The 23,146-nt window shown below is 63.2% G+C and carries 19 protein-coding genes; 9 read left to right on the top strand and 10 right to left on the bottom strand.

What is annotated here, in order from left to right:
* Positions 1–223: 223 nt before the first annotated feature.
* Entirely contained in the window at positions 224–958 is a 735-nt protein-coding gene (locus HWE01_RS20730; protein WP_241822748.1) for a hypothetical protein, read from the top strand.
* Between the two features lie 186 nt (positions 959–1,144).
* On the top strand, positions 1,145–2,038 hold the full coding sequence (locus HWE01_RS20725) for a ketopantoate reductase family protein (protein ID WP_241822747.1): 894 nt from the start codon (positions 1,145–1,147) through the stop codon (positions 2,036–2,038).
* Positions 2,039–2,059: 21 nt separating this feature from the next.
* Here the strand turns inward: HWE01_RS20725 and HWE01_RS20720 are convergent, their stop codons facing one another.
* The 10 genes from HWE01_RS20720 to HWE01_RS20675 all read right to left on the bottom strand — a co-directional run bounded on the left by HWE01_RS20720 (position 2,060) and on the right by HWE01_RS20675 (position 12,491).
* Positions 2,060–2,530 (bottom strand): RES family NAD+ phosphorylase, encoded by a 471-nt coding sequence (locus HWE01_RS20720; protein WP_241822746.1) that lies wholly within the window; start codon positions 2,528–2,530, stop codon positions 2,060–2,062.
* Positions 2,527–2,994: an Xre family toxin-antitoxin system antitoxin gene (locus HWE01_RS20715; RefSeq protein WP_008327767.1), complete on the bottom strand. Its 468-nt coding sequence runs from the start codon at positions 2,992–2,994 to the stop codon at positions 2,527–2,529. The genes HWE01_RS20720 and HWE01_RS20715 overlap by 4 nt, the downstream gene beginning before the upstream one ends.
* Before the next feature lie 90 nt (positions 2,995–3,084).
* Positions 3,085–3,927: a M55 family metallopeptidase gene (locus HWE01_RS20710; RefSeq protein WP_241822745.1), complete on the bottom strand. Its 843-nt coding sequence runs from the start codon at positions 3,925–3,927 to the stop codon at positions 3,085–3,087.
* On the bottom strand, positions 3,924–4,982 hold the full coding sequence (locus HWE01_RS20705; protein WP_241822744.1) for a DmpA family aminopeptidase: 1,059 nt from the start codon (positions 4,980–4,982) through the stop codon (positions 3,924–3,926). Before HWE01_RS20705 ends, HWE01_RS20710 begins: the two co-directional genes overlap by 4 nt.
* Positions 4,982–5,926, bottom strand: a complete 945-nt coding sequence (gene gsiD / locus HWE01_RS20700) for a glutathione ABC transporter permease GsiD (protein ID WP_241822743.1) — start codon at positions 5,924–5,926, stop codon at positions 4,982–4,984. Before gsiD ends, HWE01_RS20705 begins: the two co-directional genes overlap by 1 nt.
* An 8-nt stretch (positions 5,927–5,934) precedes the next feature.
* A complete protein-coding gene (gene gsiC, locus HWE01_RS20695; RefSeq protein WP_008327762.1) occupies positions 5,935–6,855 on the bottom strand; it encodes a glutathione ABC transporter permease GsiC in 921 nt (306 codons plus the stop codon).
* A 129-nt stretch (positions 6,856–6,984) separates the two neighbouring features.
* A complete protein-coding gene (gene gsiB / locus HWE01_RS20690; protein ID WP_008327761.1) occupies positions 6,985–8,556 on the bottom strand; it encodes a glutathione ABC transporter substrate-binding protein GsiB in 1,572 nt (523 codons plus the stop codon).
* 96 nt (positions 8,557–8,652) lie between these two features.
* Positions 8,653–10,506, bottom strand: coding sequence for a dipeptide ABC transporter ATP-binding protein (locus tag HWE01_RS20685; protein WP_241822742.1), 1,854 nt, complete (start codon positions 10,504–10,506; stop codon positions 8,653–8,655).
* Positions 10,507–10,530: 24 nt separating this feature from the next.
* A complete protein-coding gene (locus HWE01_RS20680; protein WP_241822741.1) occupies positions 10,531–11,517 on the bottom strand; it encodes an isoaspartyl peptidase/L-asparaginase family protein in 987 nt (328 codons plus the stop codon).
* On the bottom strand, positions 11,514–12,491 hold the full coding sequence (locus HWE01_RS20675; protein WP_034350173.1) for a MurR/RpiR family transcriptional regulator: 978 nt from the start codon (positions 12,489–12,491) through the stop codon (positions 11,514–11,516). The genes HWE01_RS20680 and HWE01_RS20675 overlap by 4 nt, the downstream gene beginning before the upstream one ends.
* Before the next feature lie 416 nt (positions 12,492–12,907).
* Between HWE01_RS20675 and HWE01_RS20670 the strand changes: the two genes are divergently transcribed.
* From HWE01_RS20670 to parC, 7 genes are all read left to right on the top strand, one after another.
* A complete protein-coding gene (locus HWE01_RS20670; RefSeq protein ID WP_008327752.1) occupies positions 12,908–13,843 on the top strand; it encodes a LysR family transcriptional regulator in 936 nt (311 codons plus the stop codon).
* A 313-nt stretch (positions 13,844–14,156) separates the two neighbouring features.
* On the top strand, positions 14,157–15,470 hold the full coding sequence (locus HWE01_RS20665; protein ID WP_008327747.1) for an MFS transporter: 1,314 nt from the start codon (positions 14,157–14,159) through the stop codon (positions 15,468–15,470).
* Between the two features lie 65 nt (positions 15,471–15,535).
* Complete coding sequence (locus HWE01_RS20660; RefSeq protein ID WP_241822740.1) at positions 15,536–16,213, top strand: DUF2848 domain-containing protein; 678 nt, start codon at positions 15,536–15,538, stop codon at positions 16,211–16,213.
* Between the two features lie 84 nt (positions 16,214–16,297).
* On the top strand, positions 16,298–17,650 hold the full coding sequence (locus HWE01_RS20655; protein WP_241822739.1) for an amidase: 1,353 nt from the start codon (positions 16,298–16,300) through the stop codon (positions 17,648–17,650).
* Positions 17,651–17,907: 257 nt separating this feature from the next.
* The gene (locus HWE01_RS20650) at positions 17,908–19,896 is read left to right on the top strand and encodes a DNA topoisomerase IV subunit B (RefSeq protein ID WP_008327740.1); all 1,989 of its coding nucleotides are present in this window, start codon (positions 17,908–17,910) and stop codon (positions 19,894–19,896) included.
* A gap of 1 nt (position 19,897) precedes the next feature.
* Complete coding sequence (locus HWE01_RS20645) at positions 19,898–20,797, top strand: lytic transglycosylase domain-containing protein (protein ID WP_241822738.1); 900 nt, start codon at positions 19,898–19,900, stop codon at positions 20,795–20,797.
* Between the two features lie 33 nt (positions 20,798–20,830).
* Positions 20,831–23,146, top strand: coding sequence for a DNA topoisomerase IV subunit A (gene parC, locus HWE01_RS20640; RefSeq protein WP_241822737.1), 2,316 nt, complete (start codon positions 20,831–20,833; stop codon positions 23,144–23,146).

The following is a 23,146-nucleotide window of genomic DNA, read 5'->3' as shown; positions in this document are numbered from 1 at the left end:
ACGGCGCGTCGCCGCGCCTAGGCAGTCAACGCTTGGCGACCTCTCGCACTCGCAGATTTAATGTGAACAGGCCCTAGGGTGACATACAAAATTTTCGACTTCCTCCCGCGTATTGCTCCTCGATCGTGAACGGCCCTTGAGACAGTAGTAAGGTCACCAAGCTCGCCGGCCTGTGGCGAGGGTTGGGCACAAAGCGGTCCCGCGAACACGAGAGGTCAAGATCATGTCTGCAGATGAAAAGAGCAAGAGCATCAATGACGAATTATTCGGGCTCTGCGAGAAGCTGTATTTCCACGAAGTGGATATTCGGGACAAGGTAAATGCACGGCTCCAAATGCCATTCGCCATCGGGGTTGCGATGGTCGGCATCCTGGGCTTCATGCTGCAAAATCTTGATCGGACCGCCTCTGGAACCTGGCTCCATGTTTTTTACGGATGTTATTTTTTCTCAGGCTCTTTCATCTTTCTTGGCACCTCGTATTTCATCAAGGCTGCATGGGGAACCGAGTATCAATTCGTAGCGCCTGGCGTGTTCTGGACTCGCTACAAATCAGAATGTTACGGCTTCTATCAGCATCTCGAAAACGCTGACGAGCTTGCCAGAGACGCGTTTCGCTCCATGTTATCCGAACAATACGGTCGCACATCGTCAGCCAATGCGATCGCCAACGATACGAGGGCTTATCATCTGCACCTCACGCTGAAATTTCTCATTCATGCCGGAATGTATGCCACGTTTGCCCTGATGGTGTTTTACTTTTCCGGATTGAACAAGCAGGAAAAAGACTCACCCGTACGTGTATTGATCACCGCACCCATCAAACTGGAGAAGTCAATGAGCGAAACAAAGAAGATTCCACCGCCCCCGCCCCCGCCGCCCATTCGATACGTTCAAGATAATCGACCGCCTGCTCCACTCAAACCGGTGCCGTCCGAGCCTTCTTCGTCGGGACGATAGACCTTCGTCGGGTACGTCCTCGGTCTGCTCACGTGAAGATCGGCCCGAGCTTTATCGATGCAACGACAGCTGTCTGACTCCCGGCACGCCCCTCTCCCCTGTCCAATGCTGACCCGCCGCTGAAAGCGCGCCGGTGCTGTGTTAGGCTTCCCGCCTGACTTCAATTTTCCAGGCAGGGAGACACACATGAAAGTAGCCGTGATGGGCGCAGGTGCCGTGGGATGTTATTTCGCCGGGATGCTGGCGCGGGCGGGACACGAAGTGGTCCTGATCGGCCGGCCACAGCACGTGGAAGCCTTCAACACCAAGGGCTTGCGACTGGAAGCCAGGACCTTCGACGAGACCATCCCCGTCAAGGCCAGCACCGATCCGGCCATCGCAGCCGGGGCCGATCTGGTCCTGTTCTGCGTCAAATCCCCCGATACCGAAACGGCCGGCGCGCAACTGCGAGCGCACCTCGCGCCCGACACGCTGGTGCTGACATTGCAGAACGGCACCGACAATGCCGAGCGCCTGCGCACCGTGATCCCGCAACCGGTGTCGGCCGCCGTGGTCTACGTTGCCACCGAGATGGCCGGCCCTGGCCACGTCAAGCACCATGGCCGTGGCGAACTGGTGATCGAACCCGCTGCACGCAGCCAGCAGGCAGCCGATGCGTTCATCGCCGCCGGTGTGCCCACCGAGATTTCCGACAACGTGCGTGGTGCGCTGTGGCTGAAGCTCATCATCAACTGCGCCTACAACGCCCTCTCGGCCATCACCCAGCTGCCTTACGGCAAGCTGGTCGAAGGCGTGGGCGTGCTGGAGGTGATGGGCTACCTGGTAGCCGAATGCAAGGCCGTGGCGGCGGCTGAAGGCGTGACCCTGACGGGCGATGTGGACGTGGCCGTACGCAAGATCATCGAGACCATGCCCACGCAGTTTTCTTCCACGGCCCAGGACGTGGCGCGCGGCAAGCCCAGCGAGATCGATCACCTCAACGGCTACATCGTGCGGCGCGCACAGGCGCATGGCATCGCTACCCCCGTCAACCTGACCGTGCATGCGCTGGTCAAGCTCATCGAGAGCAAGGCGCGCTGACGACAGAAACGGGAAGACCGCTCAGCCGAACAGCCGGGCGTCAAACCGGAACGGCTTCTTTTCCAGCACCTTGACGCTCGCCATCTGTGGATGCAAGGGATTGAGCAAGAGATTGAAATCGGTCGGGCTGACCACCGAAGGCAGCTTCATCACCAGGTGCTTGCCCTGTTCGATCCAGTGCTGGCCGAGGGCGGCCGTACTGGCCGGATCGCGCGCGATATCGGCCCAGTCCGGCGGCAGGCCTGGCACGTAGGCCTTGCGCACCTCGGCATCCGGGACTTCCAGCACGACCAGGCAGTAATGCGCCCGAGGCATCAGCCCGGCCATGTGCAGCAGCGATTCCAGCAAGGCCGTCGACGCGCTGCAGCAGGTGTAGAGCACGCGCGATCCACGCGGATTCCAGCGCCCGCCGCTCAAGGCAGCGCCATTGCCGGACAAGTCATCGGCGGCATAATGCCCCGGCTTCTCCTTGGCCAGGCGATAGACTTTCAAGCGGCGATCCCGAAGGCAATGCGCGACAGAATGTCACGCACCCGGTCATAACCCGGCTGGGTATCGAGCACTTCCAGCGGCGTCAGTCCACCGAGCGCGGCATTGGCGCGGCGCATCCACTCTGCAGCCAGGCCCTCATCCTCGAACACATCGGCCGCCTGCTCGCGGATGTAGAGCACGCGGGCGATGCGGTCCGATTCCGAACCGGACAACCGTTCCTTGCGGGAAATCTTGCGCAGGATGGTGGAACTGGGCAGGCCCAGGCCAGCCAGCAGGGTCTGCAAAGGAATCTGCAACAGCTCCCGCGCCACGCGCTCGGCGATGATGGCGTCCATGCCGTCGCGGATGATGCGGCCCTGGCTGATCGGGTCCATCCGGGCGAAACGCTCGAAGTCGCGCGGCTTGGCCCCCAGGCCGGCAGAACGCTTGCTGGCAGCAGATGCGACAGCGGCGCGTGTTGCCATGGTCAACCTCTCATTTGGTCAGGTTCGGACTCTCATCTTAGAATCTTCCCAAATGAGCGTCAACGTCCCATCAAATGAGAGTTGACGTGGTCAGCGCAGCATGGCCGACATCGCCGACAAACTGTTGAGCACACGCACCGCATATTCCGCAGTCGGGGCATCGAATTCGACGGTGACGTTATCGCTGCGCTCCAGGATCGGCAACTGACTGAAGAGATCGGCCTGCGCCACCGTCTGCGTCTGCAGGCGGCAGCGCAGCGGGCCGCGCAGGGGCAACACCGGCATGGCAGCCGGGTTGGCAACCAGTGCGGCCACCGCCTGGCGGGCTCGCTCTTCCAGCAGCACGCAGGATTGCTGCGGCGTGAGCGAGTCGCCACTGTTGGCGCCGTAGGCCTTCTTGGTCTCGGCAAACACCGCATGCGGGAACAGGGGCTGGTTCTCTTCGATGAAGGCATCATCGCCGCTGCCAAAGATCACCGGCACGCCATGCTCGGCGGCCAGCGCACCGTAGAGCCCGGCCTCGCCCAGCTCCTGCCCGTCCAGCCAGACGCGGGCAAAGGCGAAGCTGTTGGTGGTGTGCGCCAAAATGCCGCGCCCCTGGGCGCGCGAATGGTAGCCCACCAGCATGACGGCATCGATCTCCTGATCCACACCACCCATCATGCCCAGCACGCGCGGCTTGCCCAGCACCATGCGCGCCTGCGGGTGCAGCAGATCGGGCAAGAGATTGCGATAGCCGCCGTGCGCGTCGTTGGCCTTGACGGCCGTGGCACCGGCAGCCAGCGCACCACGGATGACGGCATTGGCTTCCTCGGTCATCCAGCGGCGCGCACGTTCATATTCGCCATTGCCGGCGCGGGTCTGCTCGGGATGGAAGACCCCCGCCACGCCTTCGATGTCGACGGAGACCAGGATGTTGGCGCGTTTGTTCATAGAGAGGTTTTTCCAGGTAAATCGGGGTGCTCAGCCAGCCGATCACGCAGGCTGATCCGCACGTTGCCATCGCGCCCGCGCACCGTCTCGGCCGCGAAGAGCGCATGCACGATGGCTTGCTCCACGCTGTCGGCGGCGGCATGGAACAGCGGGTCCAGCAGGTGATCGGCCAGCAGGGTCATTTGCAGGCAGTCGGCATCTGCCTCGATGCGTTGGGCGGTCGAGAAGGCCAGTGCGATATCGCCGCTGCCGTGTCCATAGGCCGATCCGGTCCGCGCCAGTCCGGCACCGGCGCGGGTGGCCAGGCGCTTCAGCTGCCGTGCATCCAGCGGCGCATCAGTCGCCAGGACCATGATGATGGAGCCCTTCTCGGGTGCCGCATCGGGCGTTTCGGCAGCGGCCAGTCGCGCGCCGAGCGGATCACCAGCCAGGATCAGTTCTGACAGGCGGCCGAAGTTGGACAAGACCATTGCCCCGACGGTATAGGTCTGCGACGAAGCACCGGGACTGGCCATGCGTGAAGCCGTCCCGATGCCGCCCTTGAGACCGAAGCTGGACATGCCCCGCCCTGCCCCGACCGAGCCTTGCATCACTTCAGTCGACAACGCCTGCAGGGCCGCCTCGAAGTGCGCGGGCTGTACCGCCATGGCCTGCAAGTCATTCAGATAGCCGTCATTGCATTCCAGCACCAGCGCATTGACCGTAGGCAGGCTGCGCCCGCATTCAGGATTGGCCCGCAGCGCATGCGCGATCTGCGCATTGAGCAGCGCACCGACAGCAAAGGTATTGGAGAGCGCAATGGGCGTTTCCAGCAAACCCAGCTCCTCCAGCTGCACCAGCCCGGCACTCTTGCCGAAGCCATTGATGACGGCCGCAGCAGCGGGCAGCTTGTGGGTGAAGAGATTGCCGCCATGCGGGGCGATCACGGTCACACCGGTCTGCACTGCACCGGCCGCCAGCGTGCAATGACCGACCGTGACGCCGGCCACATCACAGATGCTGTTGCGTGGACCGGCCGGCAGTGGGCCGATATGCGGGACCTGCAAGTTCATCATCAACGCTGGTCGATCTTGGGATCAAGCGCGTCGCGCAAGCCGTCCCCCAGCAGGTTGAAGGCCAGCACGGTGAGGAAGATGGCGATGCTGGGCACCAGCGCCACGTGCGGCGAGGTGACCATGTCGGCACGGGCTTCGTTCAACATCAACCCCCATTCCGGCGTCGGCGACTGCGCCCCCAGGCCCAGGAAGGACAGGCCGGCAGCGGTGATGATGGAGGTACCGATGCGCATGGTGAAATACACCACGATGGCCGAGATGGTGCCGGGGAAGATGTGCTTCCACATGATGGTCATGTCGGACGCGCCGATGCTGCGGGTCGCCTCGATGTAGGTGAGCTTCTTCAGTTGCAGGGTATTGCCGCGCACCAGGCGCGCAAAGGCCGGGATGCTGAACACCGACACCGAAATGATGACGTTGATCATGCCGCCGCCCAGAATGGCGACGATGCCGATGGCCAGCAGGATACCGGGGAAGGCGAACAGCACGTCGCAGATACGCATGGTGATGCGGTCCCACCAACCTTCGTAGTACCCGGCCAGCAAACCGAAGACGGTACCGATCACCGCGCCGATGGCCACCGAGAAGAAGCCCGAGGCCAGCGAGATGCGGGCCCCCATCAGGATGCGACTGAAGATGTCACGGCCCAGCGAATCGACGCCGAACCAGTGGACCCAGGTGGGCGGCGAGTTCAGTGCATCGTAGTCGAAGAAATTCTCGGGATCGAAGGGAACGATCCAGGGCGCGATGATGGCGACGAGGATCAGCAGCAGGATGAACACGCCCGCATAGACAGCCAGGCGCTGCTTCTTTAACTTGCGCCAGAACTCGCGCCAGGGGGTGCGAATCTTCTGGCCAGAGGCCGCAACGGCGGCCGGATCGGGCGGCGGCAGGGGCGCACCGGTTTCGGATGTGGCGGCCAGAGGCGAATTGGAGAGCGACATGATTCCCCTCACTTGAAACGAATGCTGGGGTTGATCACGGCATAGAGCACGTCCACCACCAGGTTGATGAAAATGAATTCCAGCGAGAACAGCAGGATCTCGGCCTGGATGATGGGGTAGTCACGCATCTCGACGGCATCTACCAGCAGGCGTCCCATGCCCGGCCAGTTGAACACCACCTCGACCAGGATAGAGCCGCCCAGCAGGAAGCCGAACTGCAGACCCATCATGGTCACCACCGGGATGAGTGCATTGCGCAGGCAGTGCTTGATGACCACCACGGTTTCGGTCAGGCCCTTGGCGCGCGCGGTACGCACGAAGTCTTCCTGCAGGATCTCGATGAAGGAGGAACGGGTGAAGCGCGCCATCACCGCCGCCACCGCCGCCCCCAGGGTGAGCGAAGGCAGGATGTAGTGGCGCCAGGTATCGTCGCCCACGGTGGGCAGCCAGCCCAGCTTGACCGAGAAGATCTGCATGAGCAGGATGCCCAGCGAAAATGCCGGGAAGGAAATGCCGGATACCGCCAGCGTCATGCCCAGGCGGTCCGGCCACTTGTTGCGCCAGACGGCCGAGGAAATGCCGATGATGAGACCGAACAGCACTGCCCAGATCATCGCCACGATGGTCAGCCACAAAGTGGGCCAGAAGCGCGCGGCGATCTCTTCGGAGACCGGGCGCTTGCTGCGGATGGAGCGGCCAAAGTCGCCCTGGGCGGCCTTGACGAAGAAATTCACGAATTGTTCAGGCAGGGGCTTGTCCAGGCCGAGGTCGGCGCGCACCAGCGCCACCGTCTTGTCGTCGGCTTCGGGACCGGCCGCCAGCCGCGCCGGATCACCGGGCAACAGGTGCACGAACAGGAAAACCAGGACCGCCACCAGCAACAGCGTGGGGATCAGGCCTAACAGGCGTTTGATGACGAAGGAAAACATGATGCTCTCTGAAGAAGGCCGCTGCCACGGTGGATCGAAGCCTTGCTTGTTGCGGCAACGGGCGCAGGCCCGTCGCAGGAATGCTGCCGGCGGCGCGCATGAGCACGCCGCCAGCCGGGTACTGCCGTCTTACTTGGTCAGCTCGATGTTCTCGAAGTCGATCGCCTGGTCAGGCATCACGTAGACACCCTTGAGGTTCTTGTTGCGGGCATAGAGCAGCTTTTCGGTGACCAGGAAGGCCCATGGCGCATCTTTCCAGACTTGCTGCTGGGCGTCCTTGTAGAGCGCTTCCTTTTCCTTGCGGTCGGTCAGGGTCAGGGCCTTGGCGATGTCGGCATCCACCTTGTCGTTCTTGTAGTAGGCGGTGTTGTACAGACGCGGCGGCATGGACTCGGAGGCCAGCAGCGGACGCAGTGCCCAGTCGGCTTCGCCGGTGGAAGAGGACCAGCCGATGTAGAGCAGACGCACCGGTGCGGTGGCCGGGTCCTGCCAGCTTTCCACACGCTCCACGCGCTGGCCGGCTTCCAGGGCCTGGATCTTGGCCTTGATGCCCACCTGCGCCAGTTGCTGCTGCAGGAACTGGATGATCTTCACGGCAGTGCTGTGGGTATAGGCCGACCACAGTTCGGTTTCGAAACCGTTGGGATAGCCCGCTTCGGCCAGCAGGGCCTTGGCCTTCTTCACATCGTACGGCCACGGACCGGTCTTGAAGGCGTAGTCCACACCCTGCGGCACCACCCCTTCCATCGGCGTGGCATAGCCATTGAAGGCCACCTTCACCAGTGCCTGCTTGTTGATGGCGTAGTTGATGGCTTCGCGTACCTTGGGGTTGTCGAAGGGCTTCTGCTTGGTGTTCATCGACATGTAGCGCTGGATGATCGAGGGCGCCGAGATCACGTCCAGGTTGGACTTGCTCTTCAACAGGTCAGCCTGTTCGTAGGGCAGCGGATAGGTGAACTGCGCCTCGCCGGTCTGCATCATGGCCGAGCGGGCGTTGTTGTCGACCACCGGTTTCCAGATGATTTCATCGACCTTGGGATAGCCCTTCTTCCAGTAACCGTCAAACTTCTCGACCTTGACGTAATCGGTCTGCTTCCATTCCACGAACTTGAAGGGACCGGTACCGACCGGGTGGAAGGCGATGTCCTTGTTGCCGTATTGCTTCAGGGCGGTGGGCGAGATCATCACGGCCGAGGGGTGGGCCAGCACGTTGATGAAGGCCGAGAACGGTTCCTTCAGGACGATCTTGACGGTGTAGTCGTTGAGGATCTCGGTCTTGGCGATGCGGTTGAAGAGGTTGTAGCGCTTCAACTTGTTGTCCGGGTTGGTCACGCGGTCGAAGACGGCCTTGACCGCATCGGCCTTGAAATCGGTGCCATCCTGGAACTTCACGCCTTGCTTCAGGCGGATGGTGTATTCCAGGCCATCCTTGCTGACCAGGTAGCCTTCGGCCAGTACCGGCACCAGCTTCATGTCCTTGTCGAAACCGAACAGGCCCTGATAGAAGGACTTGGCCATGGACAGCGAGAGCGTGTCGTTGGCGTCATAAGGATCCATGGTGGTGAAGGTCGAATACACCGCCAGCGTCACGGTCTTGGCCGCAAACGCGTGCGCTGCGGCGAACTGCAGCGTGGTCCCGAGGGCCGCGACTGCCAGCCATTTGGCCGCCGATACACCCTTTTGAGTTGCTGTTGTAGACATGTGGTCTCTCCTGATCAGTAAAGCGAGGTTGGTACGACGTAGTTGGGTTTTACTGCGCTGACTGCATTTTGGTACAACAAGAACACGGACCGCCGCTCAAAAAGCGCCGGCAATACGGTGCTGGGCCACGAAGTGCCCGGGAGCCACTTCCCGCAAAGGCTCCACTTTGGGCTCATCGCCGACCAGCCGGATCGGGCTGGGAATTTCATCGGTCATCAGTTTCTTGCCCGGCTGGCGCAGGGTCGGATCGGCCACCGGCACGGCCGCCATCAGCTTGCGCGTATAGGGGTGCTGCGGATTCTCGAAAATCGCCCGGCGCGGACCGATCTCCACGATCTGCCCCAGGTACATCACCGCCACGCGGTGGCTGATGCGTTCCACCACCGCCATGTCGTGCGAGATGAAGATGAAGGAGATGCCCAGCTCGGCCTGCAGGTCCAGCATCAGGTTGACGATCTGAGCCTGGATCGACACGTCCAGCGCCGATACCGATTCATCGGCGATGACGATCTTGGGGTTCAGCGCCAGGGCGCGCGCAATGCAAATGCGCTGGCGCTGGCCGCCGGAGAATTCGTGCGGATAGCGCTGGCCGTGCTCGGGCGTGAGTCCCACGCGGGTGAGCAAGGCATCCACGCGTTGCTGCGCGCCCTCCTTCATGCCGTGCACCAGCATCGGCTCCATGATGGAATAGCCGACCGTCATGCGCGGATCCAGCGAGGCGAACGGATCCTGGAAGATGAACTGGATGTCGCGGCGCAGCTGGCGCAATTCCGAACGCGGCAGTTGCGCCAGGTCACGACCACCGAACTCGACCTTGCCACCGGCGATGTCGACCAGGCGCAGCAGCGAGCGCCCGGTAGTGGACTTGCCGCAACCGGATTCACCGACGATGGCCAGGGTCTCGCCGGAGTAGAGATCGAAGCTGACCTTCTCCACCGCATGCACGCGCTGTCTGACGCGCCCGAAGATGCCGCTCTTGACATCGAAACGCGTGGTCAGGTCGCGCACCTTGAGGATGGGCTGGCGCTGGGCGGCAATCTCCGCCTGGGCCTGCAGTTCGCTGGCGATCAGGTCGGGACGCACCTCGGCCTGGGGGGCGATGCCAAAACGCAGCGGTTTGTCGGTGCCGCGCATGGAGCCCAGGCGCGGCACGGCGGCCAGCAGGGATTGGGTATAGGGATGGGCAGGGGCGGCAAAGAGTTGCCGGACTTCGTTCTCTTCCACCTTCTCGCCACGGCACATGACCACCACACGGTCGGCCACTTCGGCCACCACGCCCATGTCGTGGGTGATGAAGATCACGCCCATCTGCATCTCCTGCTGCAGCGAGCGGATCAGTTGCAGGATCTGCGCCTGGATGGTCACATCCAGAGCGGTGGTCGGTTCATCGGCGATCAACAAGGAGGGCTTGCAGGACAGTGCCATGGCGATCATCACGCGCTGGCGCATGCCGCCCGACAATTGGTGCGGATGGCGACCCAGCACACGCTTCGCTTCGGGGATGCGCACCATCTCCAGCATGCGCAACGCCTCGGCCTGGGCGGCAGCGCGGCTCATGCCCTGGTGCAGGCGGATCGATTCGGCAATCTGCTCGCCGACGGTGAAGACCGGATTGAGCGAGGTCATCGGTTCCTGGAAGATCATGGCGATCTCCGCGCCCCGGATGCTGCGCATGGTGGCGTTGTCGGCCTGCGCCAGGTCCAGGGTCTGGCCGCTGCGGCGCAGGAACTGCAGGCTGCCGCTGGCGATCTTGCCACCGCCGTGTTCGATCAGGCGCATGATGGCCAGCGACGACACCGACTTGCCCGAGCCCGATTCACCGACGATGGCCAGGGTCTCGCCCTGATCGACGTGGAAGGACAGGTCACGCACCGCATCGACGGTGCGCTCGGAAGTGGCAAAGCGCACGTTGAGGTGACTGACGTCGAGCACGCGTTGGGACTGTTGCATCTTGATTCTCTCCTGCTCGGCCGTTCAGGCCGGTGCTGCGTAAATGGCGGTGACCGGAGCCAGTTCACCACGACCATAGGCGCGGTACATGCCTTCGGTATTGAAGGGCAAGGCCAGGTTGCCGTGGGCATCGATGGCGATCACGCCACCGCGTCCGCCCACCTTGGGCAAGGTCTCGAAGACCACGGCACGGCTGGCCTCTTCCAGCGACTGGCCGGCGTAGGCCATGCGCGCACCGATGTCGTAACAGGCGGCAGTGCGCATGAAGGCTTCGCCGGTACCGGTGGCCGACACAGCTACGGTGGCATTGTTGGCATAGCAGCCAGCGCCGATGATGGGCGAATCGCCCACGCGGCCAGGTTGCTTGTTGGTGATGCCACCGGTCGAAGTCGCCGCTGCCAGATTGCCGAACTGATCCAGCGCGACAGCGCCGACAGTGCCGAACTTGTGGTGAGGGTCGATGGGCTCCTTGGGCGCGGCGGCTTTTTCAGCGAAGGCGAACGAGGAAGCATCATGATCCAGCATGGCGCGCGACTGGCCGCGTACGCGCAGCCATTGTTCGTGGCGGGCATCGGTATGGAAGTAAGCGGGTTCGACCGTGACCGCACCGTGGCGCGCCGCAAAGGCTTCGGCGGCAGGGCCCACCAGCAGGACGTGTTCGCTGTTTTCCATCACCGTGCGTGCAGCCAGGATGGGGTTGCGCAGATTGGTCACGCAGGCCACCGCACCCGAGGCGAGGTCGGCACCGTTCATGACACAGGCGTCCAGCTCATGCTTGCCTTCGCTGGTGTAGACGGCACCATGGCCGGCGTTGAAGAGCGGGCAGTCTTCCAGCAGGCGCACCGCTTCGGTGACGGCTTCCAGGGCCGAACCACCGGCATTGAGTACGGCCTGGCCGGCGGCCACGATGTCGGAGAGCGCCTGGTGATAGCGGGCCTCGTCTTCGGCCGTGAGCGATGCGCGCGTGATGGTGCCTGCGCCGCCGTGGATGACAATTACCGGAGTGGTCATGCGTTGGTCTTTCCTTTGATTGGAGCGCGCCTGGCAGTCGCCCGCACGGGCTTGGCGACCGGCGTGGAGCCACCGCGCTGTTGCTGCTGGGCCAGGTACAGCCAGGGCAGCACGAATTCAGTCATTTGCGTAGCCGCCTGCACCGAGCGGCGCGCACGGTGCGCCACGGCATCGCACAGCGCCTGGATCAGGATCAGTGCAGCCGCATCCGAGGTCGGCGAGAGGCGGCCATCGGTCTGGGCATACAAGGTGACATCGGCCAGCGGCACCAGAGGAGAACCGGGCGTATCGGTCAGGGCCAGCACGCGCGCGCCCTTCTCCACCGCGCGCTGGGTCAGCCAGACGGTGTCGGCGGCATAGCGCGGAAACACCATCGAGATCACCAGGTCATCGCTGTCGAGCTTGAAGAACTGCCGCGCCGCCTGCGACGGCCCGCCCGCCATGGCCACCGAACTGACGGTGCGCACGTAGGGTTCCAGCGTATGGGCCATCAACCCGGACAGGTAGGCCGAGGCGCCGAAGCCGGTGATGAAGACGCGCTGCGCCGAGAGGATCATGTCGACCGCCTGCTCGCAATGCTCGGCGGTGAGCATGCGGCGCGTGGCTTCGATGTTGGCGATGTCGCTGTCGAAGGCCGCGGCCATGATCTCGGCGCTGGTGGCGCTGCGCTGTACCTGCTCGCGCAGCTTTTCCACCGGTGCCAGGGTGGTGGCGAAATCCGACACCAGCGCGGCACGGAAAGAGGCATAGCCATCGAAGCCCAGCGCATGGGCGAAGCGGTTGGCGGTGGCCACCGAGATCCCGGCTGCTTCCGACAGTTCGTCGATGGTCATGGTGGCGGCGCGGAAGGGATTGCCCAGCACATAATCGGCTGTCTTGCGGTGCGACTTGGACAGTTGCGGATACAGCTTGCCCACGGCCTGTGCTACCGCACCGGCGCCCTGCAAACTGATGTTCTTCGGCTGATGTGTCACCGTCCGCTACCCCGTTGTCATTGAACTCACCGCCCTCCGCAAACAAAACGCAAAAGAAATAAATCGTTTACATCATTTAAATCATTTATTTCGTTTGCAGAGAGCCCTGCCACCACTATTCTTGTCCTGTTGCGCCCGCTGATGCGGACGTCTTTATCATCGTGCAGGACATGTCATTTGCTTCAGTCCCGCCGAAAAAATGTAAATATATTTTCATTTTCTCCGAGAGTAAAGAAAAAATACTTTCAAAATTCGAATATCGATATAACGCACCAGAAGCACGCGATTGAGCGCATGAAATGCAGCAGATGTGCACCAGATGAAGGAAGATTCATGGCGCGGCGCACCAAAAATGACGCGGCGCGCGCGCTGGCGAAGACGATAAAATACGCTTCTTCATACCGTCCTGCCCGCCCATGAATATCCGTTTTCTTGAAACCTTCGTCTGGCTGGCCCGGCTGCGCAATTTCAGGCTCACCGCCGAGCGCCTGCACACCACGCAGGCTGCCGTATCCAGCCGCATCGCCTCGCTCGAGCAGGATTTCGGCGTACGGCTGTTCGACCGCAGCGCGCGCGAAGTGGCGCTCACTGCCGATGGCAGCAAGGCACTGGTCCACGCCGAGCGCATGGTCAAGCTCATGCGCGAGATGAAGGACGACATGTCCGACCGCGAAGTCTTTGCCGGCGTCATTCGCATTGGCGTCATCGAATCCATCGTGCACAGCTGGTTTCCGGATTTTCTCGGGCGCCTGCACCGGGCCTTTCCACGTCTGCAGATCGAGATCGTCAGCGACACCACCATCCACCTGCACGAGCAGTTCAGCAAGAGCAACCTGGACCTGGTGCTGCAGGCCGAACCGGTGATCGGTCCGCAGGTCAGCAACATTGCGCTGTGTGAATTCCCCATGCGCTGGGTCGGCAGCCCCAAGCTGGACATCGGCAGCGAGACGCTCTCGCTGAGCGACCTGGCGGCCTTCCCCATCATCAGCTTCGCCCGCAATTCCGGTCCGCACGCGGTGATCGAACGACTGTTCTCGGGCAGTGAGCGCGCAGAGCGCACCTTGCACATCAACTGCATCGCCTCGGTGGCCACCATGATCCGGCTGGCCACCGATGGCTTCGGCATCACCGCCGTGCCGCCGGCCATCATCCAGCGCGAACTCAACGAAGAGAGCCTGCATCTGCTGCGGGTCGATACCGAGTTCCCGGCGCTGGCGCTGATCGCCTGCTTCCGCTCGGACCATGAGAATCCGCTGACCGAAACGGTGGCGCGCATCGCCCAGGAAACGGCTTCCGACTTCGCACTCAATTGGGGCCAGGAGATTGCGCGACTGCCCGCCCCGCTTGGCTGACATGGCCCGTCCTCCCGCCTGCAGGCTGCGCTGCGCGCCGATCTGCACCGGCGTGCGGGCAGCACCATGCTGAGGCAAAACGCGCCCTGCTTTTGCTCATAAGATTTTTCAATCAATCCTGTTCAGATTTTCTTGTTGGACAGCGCCCGCCCTGCCTCTCCATACTGAATTGAGACCGGCGCCTTTGCCTTTGGGCGGCAACCGGCACCTGACCGGTCCTGCCGTACCGGGACCGACACCCTACCCGTCCATCCATGCAGAACACAACACGGCGCCGTACAGCGGACGCCGGCCACACTTGAGGAGGTTTTCCATGTCGTATTCCCCATCCGCTGCGGCCACCGCAGCGCCCTCTGCCAGCGCTGCAGCCAGCCTGGAAGCCACCTACGGCAAGATCGCCTGGCGCCTGATTCCCTTCCTGGTTTTCCTGTTCGTGCTGGCCTGGATCGATCGCGTCAACGTCGGCTTCGCCAAGCTGCAGATGCTGCAGGACCTGCAGTTCTCGGAAGCGGTGTACGGGCTGGGCGCGGGCATCTTCTTCATCGGCTATTTCCTCTTCGAGGTGCCCAGCAATCTGCTGCTGGAAAAGATCGGCGCGCGCAAGACGCTGGCGCGCATCACCATCCTCTGGGGCCTGGCCTCGATGGCCATGGCCTACGTCACCACGCCGACGAGCTTCTACGTCCTGCGCTTTTTGCTCGGCATCTTCGAGGCCGGCTTCTTCCCGGGCGTGGTGCTGTATCTCACTTACTGGTTCCCGGCACAGCGCCGCGCCCGCGTCAATGGACTGTTCATGACCTCGTTCGCCATCGCCGGTGCGGTCGGCGGCCCCATTGCCGGCTTCATCATGAGCAGCATGGAAGGCGTGGGCCATCTGGCCAACTGGCAGTGGCTCTTCATCATCGAAGGCATTCCTTCCATCCTGGCCGGTTTTGCCGTGCTGGCCTGGCTGCCGGAAAAGCCGGCCAATGCCAAATGGCTGACCGAAGCCGAGAAGAGCGCCGTCACCCAGGTGCTGGCCGCCGAGAACAGCGCACCGGGCAAGCATTTCTCCTTCAAGGATGCCTGTAGCAATTACCGTGTCTGGATCTGCGCGGCCGTGTATTTCTGCGTGGTCAGCGGCAATGCCACCATCGCCTTCTGGGCCCCCTCGATCATCAAGGAAATCGGCATCAAGGGTAACCTGCACATCGGTCTGATCTCCGCCATCCCCTTCGTGGCCGGCACACTGGCGATGATCTGGAACGGCTTCCACTCCGACAAGACCGGCGAGCGCCGCCTGCACAGCGCCATCGCCACGCTCATCGCCTGCCTCGGCCTGATCGCCACCGGCATGACACTGGGCAACGCCACCCTGGCCCTGTGCTCGCTGACCCTGGCAGCCATCGGCATCCTGGCGGCCTTCCCGGTGTTCTGGTCGATCCCCGGCGCCTTCCTGGCCGGCACCGCAGCGGCCGGCGGCATCGCCCTCATCAACTCCATCGGCAACCTGGCCGGCTTCGTGGCCCCCTACATGATCGGCGCATTGAAGACCAGCACCGGATCGCTGTCCTCGGGCCTGTACTTTGTGGCCGCATTGGAGTTCCTCGCCAGTTTCCTGGTGGTGGTGTGCGTCAAGAAGCACTGATTTCCCCTGGCTGGCCGCCTCCCCCGGCCAGCCTCTCCTGATTCACCCTGTTGGAATGAAACCTCATGAAGCTGACTTTTACCCTCCCCGACCGATCCACCCTCCAGACCGACATCGACACCCTGGTCATCGCCGGCTGGGCCGGCCGCGACATGGCGGCCATCGAGCATCACATCGAAGAACTGGAAGCGCTGGGCATTTCACGTCCCAGTGCGGTGCCCCTGTTCTACCGCGTCTCGGCCAACCAGCTCTCGCAGGCGGCCCGGGTGCAGGTGCTGGGCGAAGCGTCCTCAGGCGAAGTGGAGACCTTCGTCTTCAACAGCGGCGGCGAGCTCTATGTCTCGATCGCCTCCGACCACACCGACCGCAAGCTGGAAGCGCACAGCGTGGCCTTCTCCAAGCAGGCCTGCGTCAAGCCCGTGGGCAGCAGCGCGTGGAAGCTCTCGGAGGTGGCCGACTACTGGGATGAACTGGTGATCCGCTCCTGGATCGAGGAAGACGGCACCACCCGGCTCTATCAGGAAGGCACACTGGCCTCGCTGCGCACGCCGGCCGACCTGATCGCGCGCTTCACCGACGGCAGGGCCACCCTGCCCGAGGGTTGCGGCATGACCTGCGGCACCGTGGGTGCCATCGGCGGCATCCGTCCTGCGGCGGCCTTCACGATGGAATTGTTCGACCCGCGCCGCGAGCGTGCGCTGCGGCACCACTACGTGTCCGAGTCGCTGGCCGAAGTGGCCTGATCCGCTTGGTGGGATGCGCTTGGCAATGCGATACTTGCGCATCCTTCTGCCTGTCTTCGTCCGACCTCACCGAATTGCATCATCATGCCCAGCACACTGTCCCAACTGGCCGCCGACCTCGATGCCGGCCGCATCACTTCCCTGCAACTGACCGAACAAGCCCTGGCCCGCATCGCCGATCCGGCGGGCGAAGGCGCCCGTGTCTTCACCAGCGTCTACGCCGAACAGGCGCGCGCTGCCGCCCGCGCCTCCGATACCCTGCGCGCGGCCAAGCTGTGCCGCTCGCCGCTGGAAGGTGTACCGGTCTCGGTCAAGGATCTGTTTGACGTCGCCGGCGAGACCACGCTGGCCGGTTCGGTCGTCTTGCGCGGCAAGCCCGCTGCCGCCGCGCATGCGGTCGTGGTGCAGAATCTGCTCAAGGCCGGTGCTATCGTCATCGGCAAGACCAACATGACCGAGTTCGCCTACTCCGGCCTGGGCATCAACCCGCATTACGGCACCCCGCAAAATGCCTGGGAGCGCAACGTGGAAGGTGGCCGCATTCCCGGCGGCTCCTCTTCCGGTGCGGCCATCTCGGTCACCGATGGCATGGCCTTCGCCGCCGTCGGTTCGGATACTGGCGGCTCGGTGCGCATCCCCTCGGCGCTGAACGGCCTGACCGGTTTCAAACCCACGGCAGCGCGGGTGTCCATGCAGGGTGTACTGCCACTGTCCGCTTACCTGGACTCGATTGGCCCGCTGGCTGTATCGGTAGAATGCTGTGCCATCATGGATGCTGTACTGGCCGGTGAAGCGTATGTGTCTGTGGTGGCTCACCCGCTGCGCGGCCTGCGTCTGCTGGCCCCGACCAACATCGTGCTGGACGGCATGGATGAGACCGTCGGCAAGGCCTACCGCGCGGCCCTGGACAAGCTCGCCGCTGCGGGTGCCGTCATCGTCCAAACCGAAGTCCCCGCCTTCAATGCCCTGGCCGCCATCAATGCCAAGGGCGGCTTCACGGCAGCCGAAGCCTATGCCTGGCACCGCGCGCTGATCGCCGAGAACGCGGCCGGCTACGACCAGCGCGTGGTCTCGCGCATCCTGCGCGGCAAGGACATGAGTGCGGCCGACCTGCTGGACGTGCTGCACGCCCGCCCGCGCTGGATCGCCGAGGTGCAGGCGCAACTGGCCGGCTATGATGCGCTGGTCATGCCGACCGTGCCCATCGTGGCGCCACGCATTGCCGAACTGCAAGCCAGCGACGATGCCTACTACGCCGCCAACGGCAAGATGCTGCGCAATCCCACGCTGATCAACTTCCTCGATGGCTGTGCGGTCTCCCTGCCCTGCCATGCCGCAGGCAGCGCCCCGGTTGGTTTGTCACTGGCTGCCGCCGGTGGCGCGGACAAGCGCCTGCTCTCGATGGCCCTGGCGGTGGAAGGACTGCTGGCTGCCTGAGCCCCGCATGGGCCCCTCTGATTGCCCCTCTGACAAGGCTTGCGTGCGCGCAAGCCTTTTTTGTGCGCGTTTTTAACAGGATTTACGGGCTGTTACCGACAAGTATTGCCCCGTAGGGAACATTCCGCCGCGCCGGACGCCGAATCCCCGGAATTTTCATTAGAATGCGCTTTTGCAGCGCACGATGGCCCTCTGCCGGGCCGGCGCTGAATGAACAGACAACAACCCTCCGGCATCAGCCACGACCACTCATCTGCATGGCAACCAAAAAAACCACCCCGTCCGATTACAGTGAATCATCGATCCGCGTCCTCAAGGGACTGGAGCCGGTCAAGCAGCGTCCGGGCATGTACACCCGCACCGAGAACCCGCTGCACATCCTCCAGGAAGTGATCGACAACGCCTCCGACGAAGCGCTGGGCGGCTACGGCAAGAGCATCATCGTCACCATCAATGCCGACGGCAGCGTCAGCGTGGAAGACGATGGACGCGGCATCCCGGTCGGCCTGCACCCGGAAGAAAAGGTCCCGACCGTCGAGATCGTCTTCACCCGCCTGCACGCGGGCGGCAAGTTCGACAAGGGCTCGGGCGGCGCCTATGCCTTCTCCGGCGGCCTGCACGGCGTGGGCGTGTCGGTCACCAATGCCCTGGCCACGCGCCTGGAAATCACGGTCTGGCGCGAAGGTGGCGTGCATACCCTGGCCTTCTCGGGCGGCGACGTCATCGAGAAACTACAGTCGCGCCCCGCCACCCGCGACGACAAGAAATCCGGCACGCGCGTGACCGTCTGGCCCGACGCCAAATATTTCGACTCGGCCACTATTCCGCTGGGCGAGCTGCAACGCCTGCTGCGCTCCAAGGCGGTGCTGCTGCCGGGCGTGAAGGTCACGCTCATCAACGCCAAAACCGGCGACACCCAGAACTGGCAGTACGACCAGGGCCTGCGCGGCTATCTGATGGAGCAACTGGCCCAGACCGGCAGCGGTGAAACCCTGATCCCGCTGTTCGAAGGCGAACAGTTCGCCGGCAAGGATGCCGAAGGCTTCGCCGAGGGCGAAGGCGCCTCCTGGGTGGTGGCCTGGACCGAGGAAGGCGCGGTGGTGCGCGAGTCCTACGTCAACCTGATCCCCACCTCCAACGGCGGCACCCACGAATCGGGCCTGCGCGAGGGCCTGTTCTCGGCGGTCAAGAGCTTTGCGGAAATGCACTCGCTGCTGCCCAAGGGCGTGAAACTGCTGGCCGAAGACGTGTTTGCGCGCGTCTCCTTCGTGCTCTCGGCCAAGGTGCTGGACCCGCAATTCCAGGGCCAGATCAAGGAGCGCCTGAACTCCAGAGATGCCGTGCGACTGGTCGCCGGTTACTCGCGTCCGGCGCTGGAACTGTGGCTGAACCAGCACGTGGAATACGGCAAGAAGCTGGCCGAACTGGTCATCAAGCAAGCCCAGAGCCGCCTGCGCTCGGCGCAAAAGGTCGAAAAGAAGAAATCTTCAGGTGTGGCCGTGCTGCCGGGCAAGCTGACCGATTGCGAATCCTCGGATGTGACGCGTAATGAAATTTTCCTGGTCGAAGGCGACTCTGCCGGTGGCTCCGCCAAGATGGGCCGCGACAAGGAATTCCAGGCCATCCTGCCCTTGCGCGGCAAGGTCTTGAACGCCTGGGAAACCGAGCGCGACCGCCTCTTCGCCAACAACGAAATCCACGATATCGCGGTGGCCATCGGTGTCGATCCGCATGGCATCAACGATACGCCTGATCTCTCCGGCCTGCGCTACGGCAAGATCTGCATCCTGTCCGACGCCGACGTGGACGGCTCGCACATCCAGGTACTGCTCTTGACGCTGTTCTTCCGTCACTTCCCCAAGCTGATCGAGAACGGCAACATCTGCGTGGCGCGCCCACCGCTCTATCGCGTGGATGCGCCCGCACGTGGCAAGAAGCCGGTGCAGAAGCTGTATGCGCTGGACGATGGCGAACTCGAAGCCATCGAAGACAAGCTGCGCAAGGATGGCCTCAAGGAAGGGGCGTGGAGCATTTCCCGCTTCAAGGGCCTGGGCGAGATGAATGCCGAGCAGTTGTGGGAAACCACCATGAACCCCGACACCCGGCGCCTGTTGCCGATCAGCTTCGGCGAGCCCGGCGTGCAGACTTCCGAAGAGCGCTTCAACATGCTCATGGGCAAGGGCGAAGCGGCCTCGCGCCGTGCCTGGATCGAAGAGCACGGCAACGAAGCCGAAGCAGACATCTGACATGCCCCGCGCCGCGTTCCTGTCCACCAGTGTGTTCGCCACCGCCCTTCTCGGCGGGGTGACACTGCTGTGTACTGGACCGGTACAGTCGCAGCAAGTGGTCCGGTACACCGATGCCGATGGTGTATCGCACATGCGGGTGGAAGCAACGGACACCGGCAAGGATGGCAGCAGCAAGGACAGCGGCAGCAAGAAGCCCAGGACCATTGTGTACCGGTACACCGACGCCGATGGTGCGGTCCACTTTTATGCCCAGGCGCTGGACGATCCGGACAAGCTCATGGCCAGCAGCGCCTCACTGTTGAACCATCCTGGCAGCAAGGAAGCCGTCACCCCCGCCGATCCGCCCTTCGTACGTACCATGCTGGCCCATCGCGATGCGCGCAAGTACGATGGTCTGCTCACCGATGCGGCCAGGGAATTCGGTCTGGATGCCGCGCTGCTCAAGGCGGTGCTGACGGCTGAATCCGGCTTCAATGCCAAGGCGGTGTCCAGCAAGGGCGCAGTCGGCCTGATGCAGATTCTGCCCGACACCGCCGAGCGCTACGGCCTGCAAGGCGACCGCCGCAAGACCCTGCACCAGAAGCTGACCGACCCGAAGATCAACATCCGCCTGGCCGCGCGCTACCTGCGCGATCTGTTGGCGATGTTCCCGCAGCATGTGGAACTGGCCATTGCGTCCTACAACGCCGGGGAAGGCACAGTGCAGAAATACGGCAACAAGATTCCGCCCTATCCCGAGACCCGGGGTTATGTGCGGCTGGTGTCGCGCTTCTATGAACTGTATCGCCCGGCCGGTGCGCTGCGCATTGCCGCCGGTGAGCGCGGCCATGCCGACGCCCCCGGCAATGCGCGCCTGAAGGTGACACTGCCGCCGCGCGAGCCGACCCTCAACGATTAACCCTGTCATCACGAACACAACAAGACAAGCTCCATGACCGATCAACCGACCCTGTTTGACCAAGCTCCGGCGGCGCCCGATGGCGAATCGCTGACGCTGTCCACCTTCGCCGAACGCGCCTATCTCGATTACGCGATCTCGGTGGTCAAGGGCCGCGCCCTGCCCGACGTGGCCGATGGCCAGAAGCCGGTGCAGCGCCGCATCCTCTACGCGATGAATGAACTGTCGCTCAACTCGGCGGCCAAGCCGCGCAAGTCCGCCGCCGTGGTCGGCGATGTGCTGGGCAAGCTGCACCCGCACGGCGACCAGTCGGTGTATGACGCGCTGGTGCGCATGGCGCAGGATTTCTCGCTGCGCTATCCCTTGATCGACGGACACGGCAACTTCGGTTCGCGCGATGGCGATGGTGCCGCGGCGATGCGCTACACCGAAGCGCGCCTGACACCGATCAGCAAGTTGCTGCTCGATGAAATCGACATGGGCACGGTGGAGTTCCAGCCCAACTACGATGGCTCCACCGAAGAACCGCGCCTCTTGCCGGCGCGCCTGCCCTTCCTGCTCTTGAACGGCGCCTCCGGCATTGCGGTGGGCATGGCCACCGAGATTCCTTCGCACAATCTCACCGAAGTGGCCAGGGCGGCCGTGGCGATGATCCGCAATCCCAAGATCACGCATGCCGAGCTGATGGAACTGATCCCCGGCCCGGACTTCCCCGGTGGCGGCCAGATCATCACCCCGACGTCGACCATCGCGGAGATGTACCAGAGCGGCCGTGGCAGCCTGAAGGTGCGCGCACGCTGGAAGATCGAAGACCTGGCGCGCGGCCAGTGGCAGGCGGTCATTACCGAACTGCCGCCGGGCGTGTCCTCGCAGCGCGTGCTGGAAGAAATCGAAGAACTGACCAACCCCAAGCTCAAACTCGGCAAGAAGTCGCTCACGCCCGAACAGCAAAACCAGAAGGCCACCATCCTCGGCCTGCTCGACGCCGTGCGTGACGAGTCCGGCCGCGAAGCGCCGGTGCGCCTGGTGTTTGAGCCCAAGTCCAAGAACCAGGACCAGACCGAGTTCATGAACACGCTCCTGGCACAGACCTCACTGGAGACCAGCGCCTCGCTGAACCTGGTGATGATTGGCGGCGATGGTCGTCCACGCCAGAAGAGCCTGAGCGACATCCTGACCGAGTGGATCAGTTTCCGCTTCGAGACGGTGACCCGCCGCACGCAGTTCCGCATGCAGAAGGTCAACGACCGTATCCACATCCTCGAAGGCCGGGAAGCGGTGCTGTTGAACATCGACAAGGTCATCCGGATCATCCGCGAATCGGACGAACCGAAGCCGGCCCTGATGGATGCCTTCAAGCTCTCCGACCGTCAGGCCGAAGACATCCTGGAAATCCGCCTGCGCCAGCTGGCGCGACTGGAAGCCATCAAGATCCAGCAGGAACTGGCCGAGCTGCGCAGCGAGAAGACCACCCTGCAGGATCTGCTGGACAATCCTTCCTCGATGAAGCGTCTGGTCATCAAGGAAATCGAAGGCGACGCCAAGACCTATGGCGATGCCCGCCGCACCATCATCAAGGAAGCCGAGCGCGCCACCTTCGAGCAGAAGGTGATTGATGAACCGGTGACGGTGATCATTTCGCAGAAGGGCTGGGTGCGTGCGCGCACCGGCCATGGCCACGATGCGACGCAGTTCACCTTCAAGGCCGGCGACAGCCTGTATGGCGCCTTCGAGTGCCGCACCGTGGACAACCTGCTGGCCTTTGGCTCCAATGGCCGGGTCTACACGATTGCAGTCAATGCGCTGCCCAATGCGCGTGGTGATGGTGTGCCTGTGACGACCCTCATCGAGCTGGCCAGCGGCAGCAGCATCCAGCATTACTTTGCTGGTCCGGCTGATACCACGCTGTTGCTGGCGTCTGACGCGGCGGCTGGTTTCATCGCCAAGGCGTCTGACATGTTTGGCCGGGTCAAGGGTGGCAAGAGCTTCTTCACGCTGGACGAAGGCGCCCTGCCGCTGGCACCCAGCGTGGTGGCCGCTGACGCCAGCGCCGTGGCCTGCGTGTCGGCCAATGGCCGCCTGCTGGTGTTTGGCCTGGACGAGATGAAGACGCTGTCTTCCGGTGGCCGTGGCGTGAACCTGATGGAGCTGGAAAAGAACGAGAAGCTGGTCGCCGCCCAGGCCATCAGCCAGAAGGGTGTGGTGGTCCATGGTACCGGCAACATGAGCAAGCCCAAGGAGATTGCCTTGACCGGCGAGAAGCTGCTGGCGCACGTGGGCAAGCGTGCGCGCAAGGGACGCGTGCTGGAATCGCGGATCAAGGCGGTGGGGTTGCGTTCGCAGGGCTAA

Origin of the sequence: Herbaspirillum sp. C7C8 (genome assembly GCF_022627875.1) — a bacterium.
Lineage (GTDB): Bacteria > Pseudomonadota > Gammaproteobacteria > Burkholderiales > Burkholderiaceae_D > Herbaspirillum.
The sequence above is the reverse complement of the archived record's forward strand: the minus strand, read 5'-3'. Positions and strand labels throughout refer to the sequence as shown.

What these genes read in the sequence shown, in the direction of transcription:
- HWE01_RS20730 (WP_241822748.1), top strand. Translation starts at nt 224, where the DNA reads ATGTCTGCAGATGAAAAGAGCAAGAGCATCAATGACGAATTATTCGGG.
- HWE01_RS20725 (WP_241822747.1), top strand. Translation starts at nt 1,145, where the DNA reads ATGAAAGTAGCCGTGATGGGCGCAGGTGCCGTGGGATGTTATTTCGCC.
- HWE01_RS20715 (WP_008327767.1), bottom strand. Translation starts at nt 2,994, where the DNA reads ATGGCAACACGCGCCGCTGTCGCATCTGCTGCCAGCAAGCGTTCTGCC.
- HWE01_RS20710 (WP_241822745.1), bottom strand. Translation starts at nt 3,927, where the DNA reads ATGAACAAACGCGCCAACATCCTGGTCTCCGTCGACATCGAAGGCGTG.
- HWE01_RS20705 (WP_241822744.1), bottom strand. Translation starts at nt 4,982, where the DNA reads ATGATGAACTTGCAGGTCCCGCATATCGGCCCACTGCCGGCCGGTCCA.
- gsiD (WP_241822743.1), bottom strand. Translation starts at nt 5,926, where the DNA reads ATGTCGCTCTCCAATTCGCCTCTGGCCGCCACATCCGAAACCGGTGCG.
- gsiC (WP_008327762.1), bottom strand. Translation starts at nt 6,855, where the DNA reads ATGTTTTCCTTCGTCATCAAACGCCTGTTAGGCCTGATCCCCACGCTG.
- gsiB (WP_008327761.1), bottom strand. Translation starts at nt 8,556, where the DNA reads ATGTCTACAACAGCAACTCAAAAGGGTGTATCGGCGGCCAAATGGCTG.
- HWE01_RS20685 (WP_241822742.1), bottom strand. Translation starts at nt 10,506, where the DNA reads ATGCAACAGTCCCAACGCGTGCTCGACGTCAGTCACCTCAACGTGCGC.
- HWE01_RS20680 (WP_241822741.1), bottom strand. Translation starts at nt 11,517, where the DNA reads ATGACCACTCCGGTAATTGTCATCCACGGCGGCGCAGGCACCATCACG.
- HWE01_RS20670 (WP_008327752.1), top strand. Translation starts at nt 12,908, where the DNA reads ATGAATATCCGTTTTCTTGAAACCTTCGTCTGGCTGGCCCGGCTGCGC.
- HWE01_RS20665 (WP_008327747.1), top strand. Translation starts at nt 14,157, where the DNA reads ATGTCGTATTCCCCATCCGCTGCGGCCACCGCAGCGCCCTCTGCCAGC.
- HWE01_RS20660 (WP_241822740.1), top strand. Translation starts at nt 15,536, where the DNA reads ATGAAGCTGACTTTTACCCTCCCCGACCGATCCACCCTCCAGACCGAC.
- HWE01_RS20655 (WP_241822739.1), top strand. Translation starts at nt 16,298, where the DNA reads ATGCCCAGCACACTGTCCCAACTGGCCGCCGACCTCGATGCCGGCCGC.
- HWE01_RS20650 (WP_008327740.1), top strand. Translation starts at nt 17,908, where the DNA reads ATGGCAACCAAAAAAACCACCCCGTCCGATTACAGTGAATCATCGATC.
- HWE01_RS20645 (WP_241822738.1), top strand. Translation starts at nt 19,898, where the DNA reads ATGCCCCGCGCCGCGTTCCTGTCCACCAGTGTGTTCGCCACCGCCCTT.
- parC (WP_241822737.1), top strand. Translation starts at nt 20,831, where the DNA reads ATGACCGATCAACCGACCCTGTTTGACCAAGCTCCGGCGGCGCCCGAT.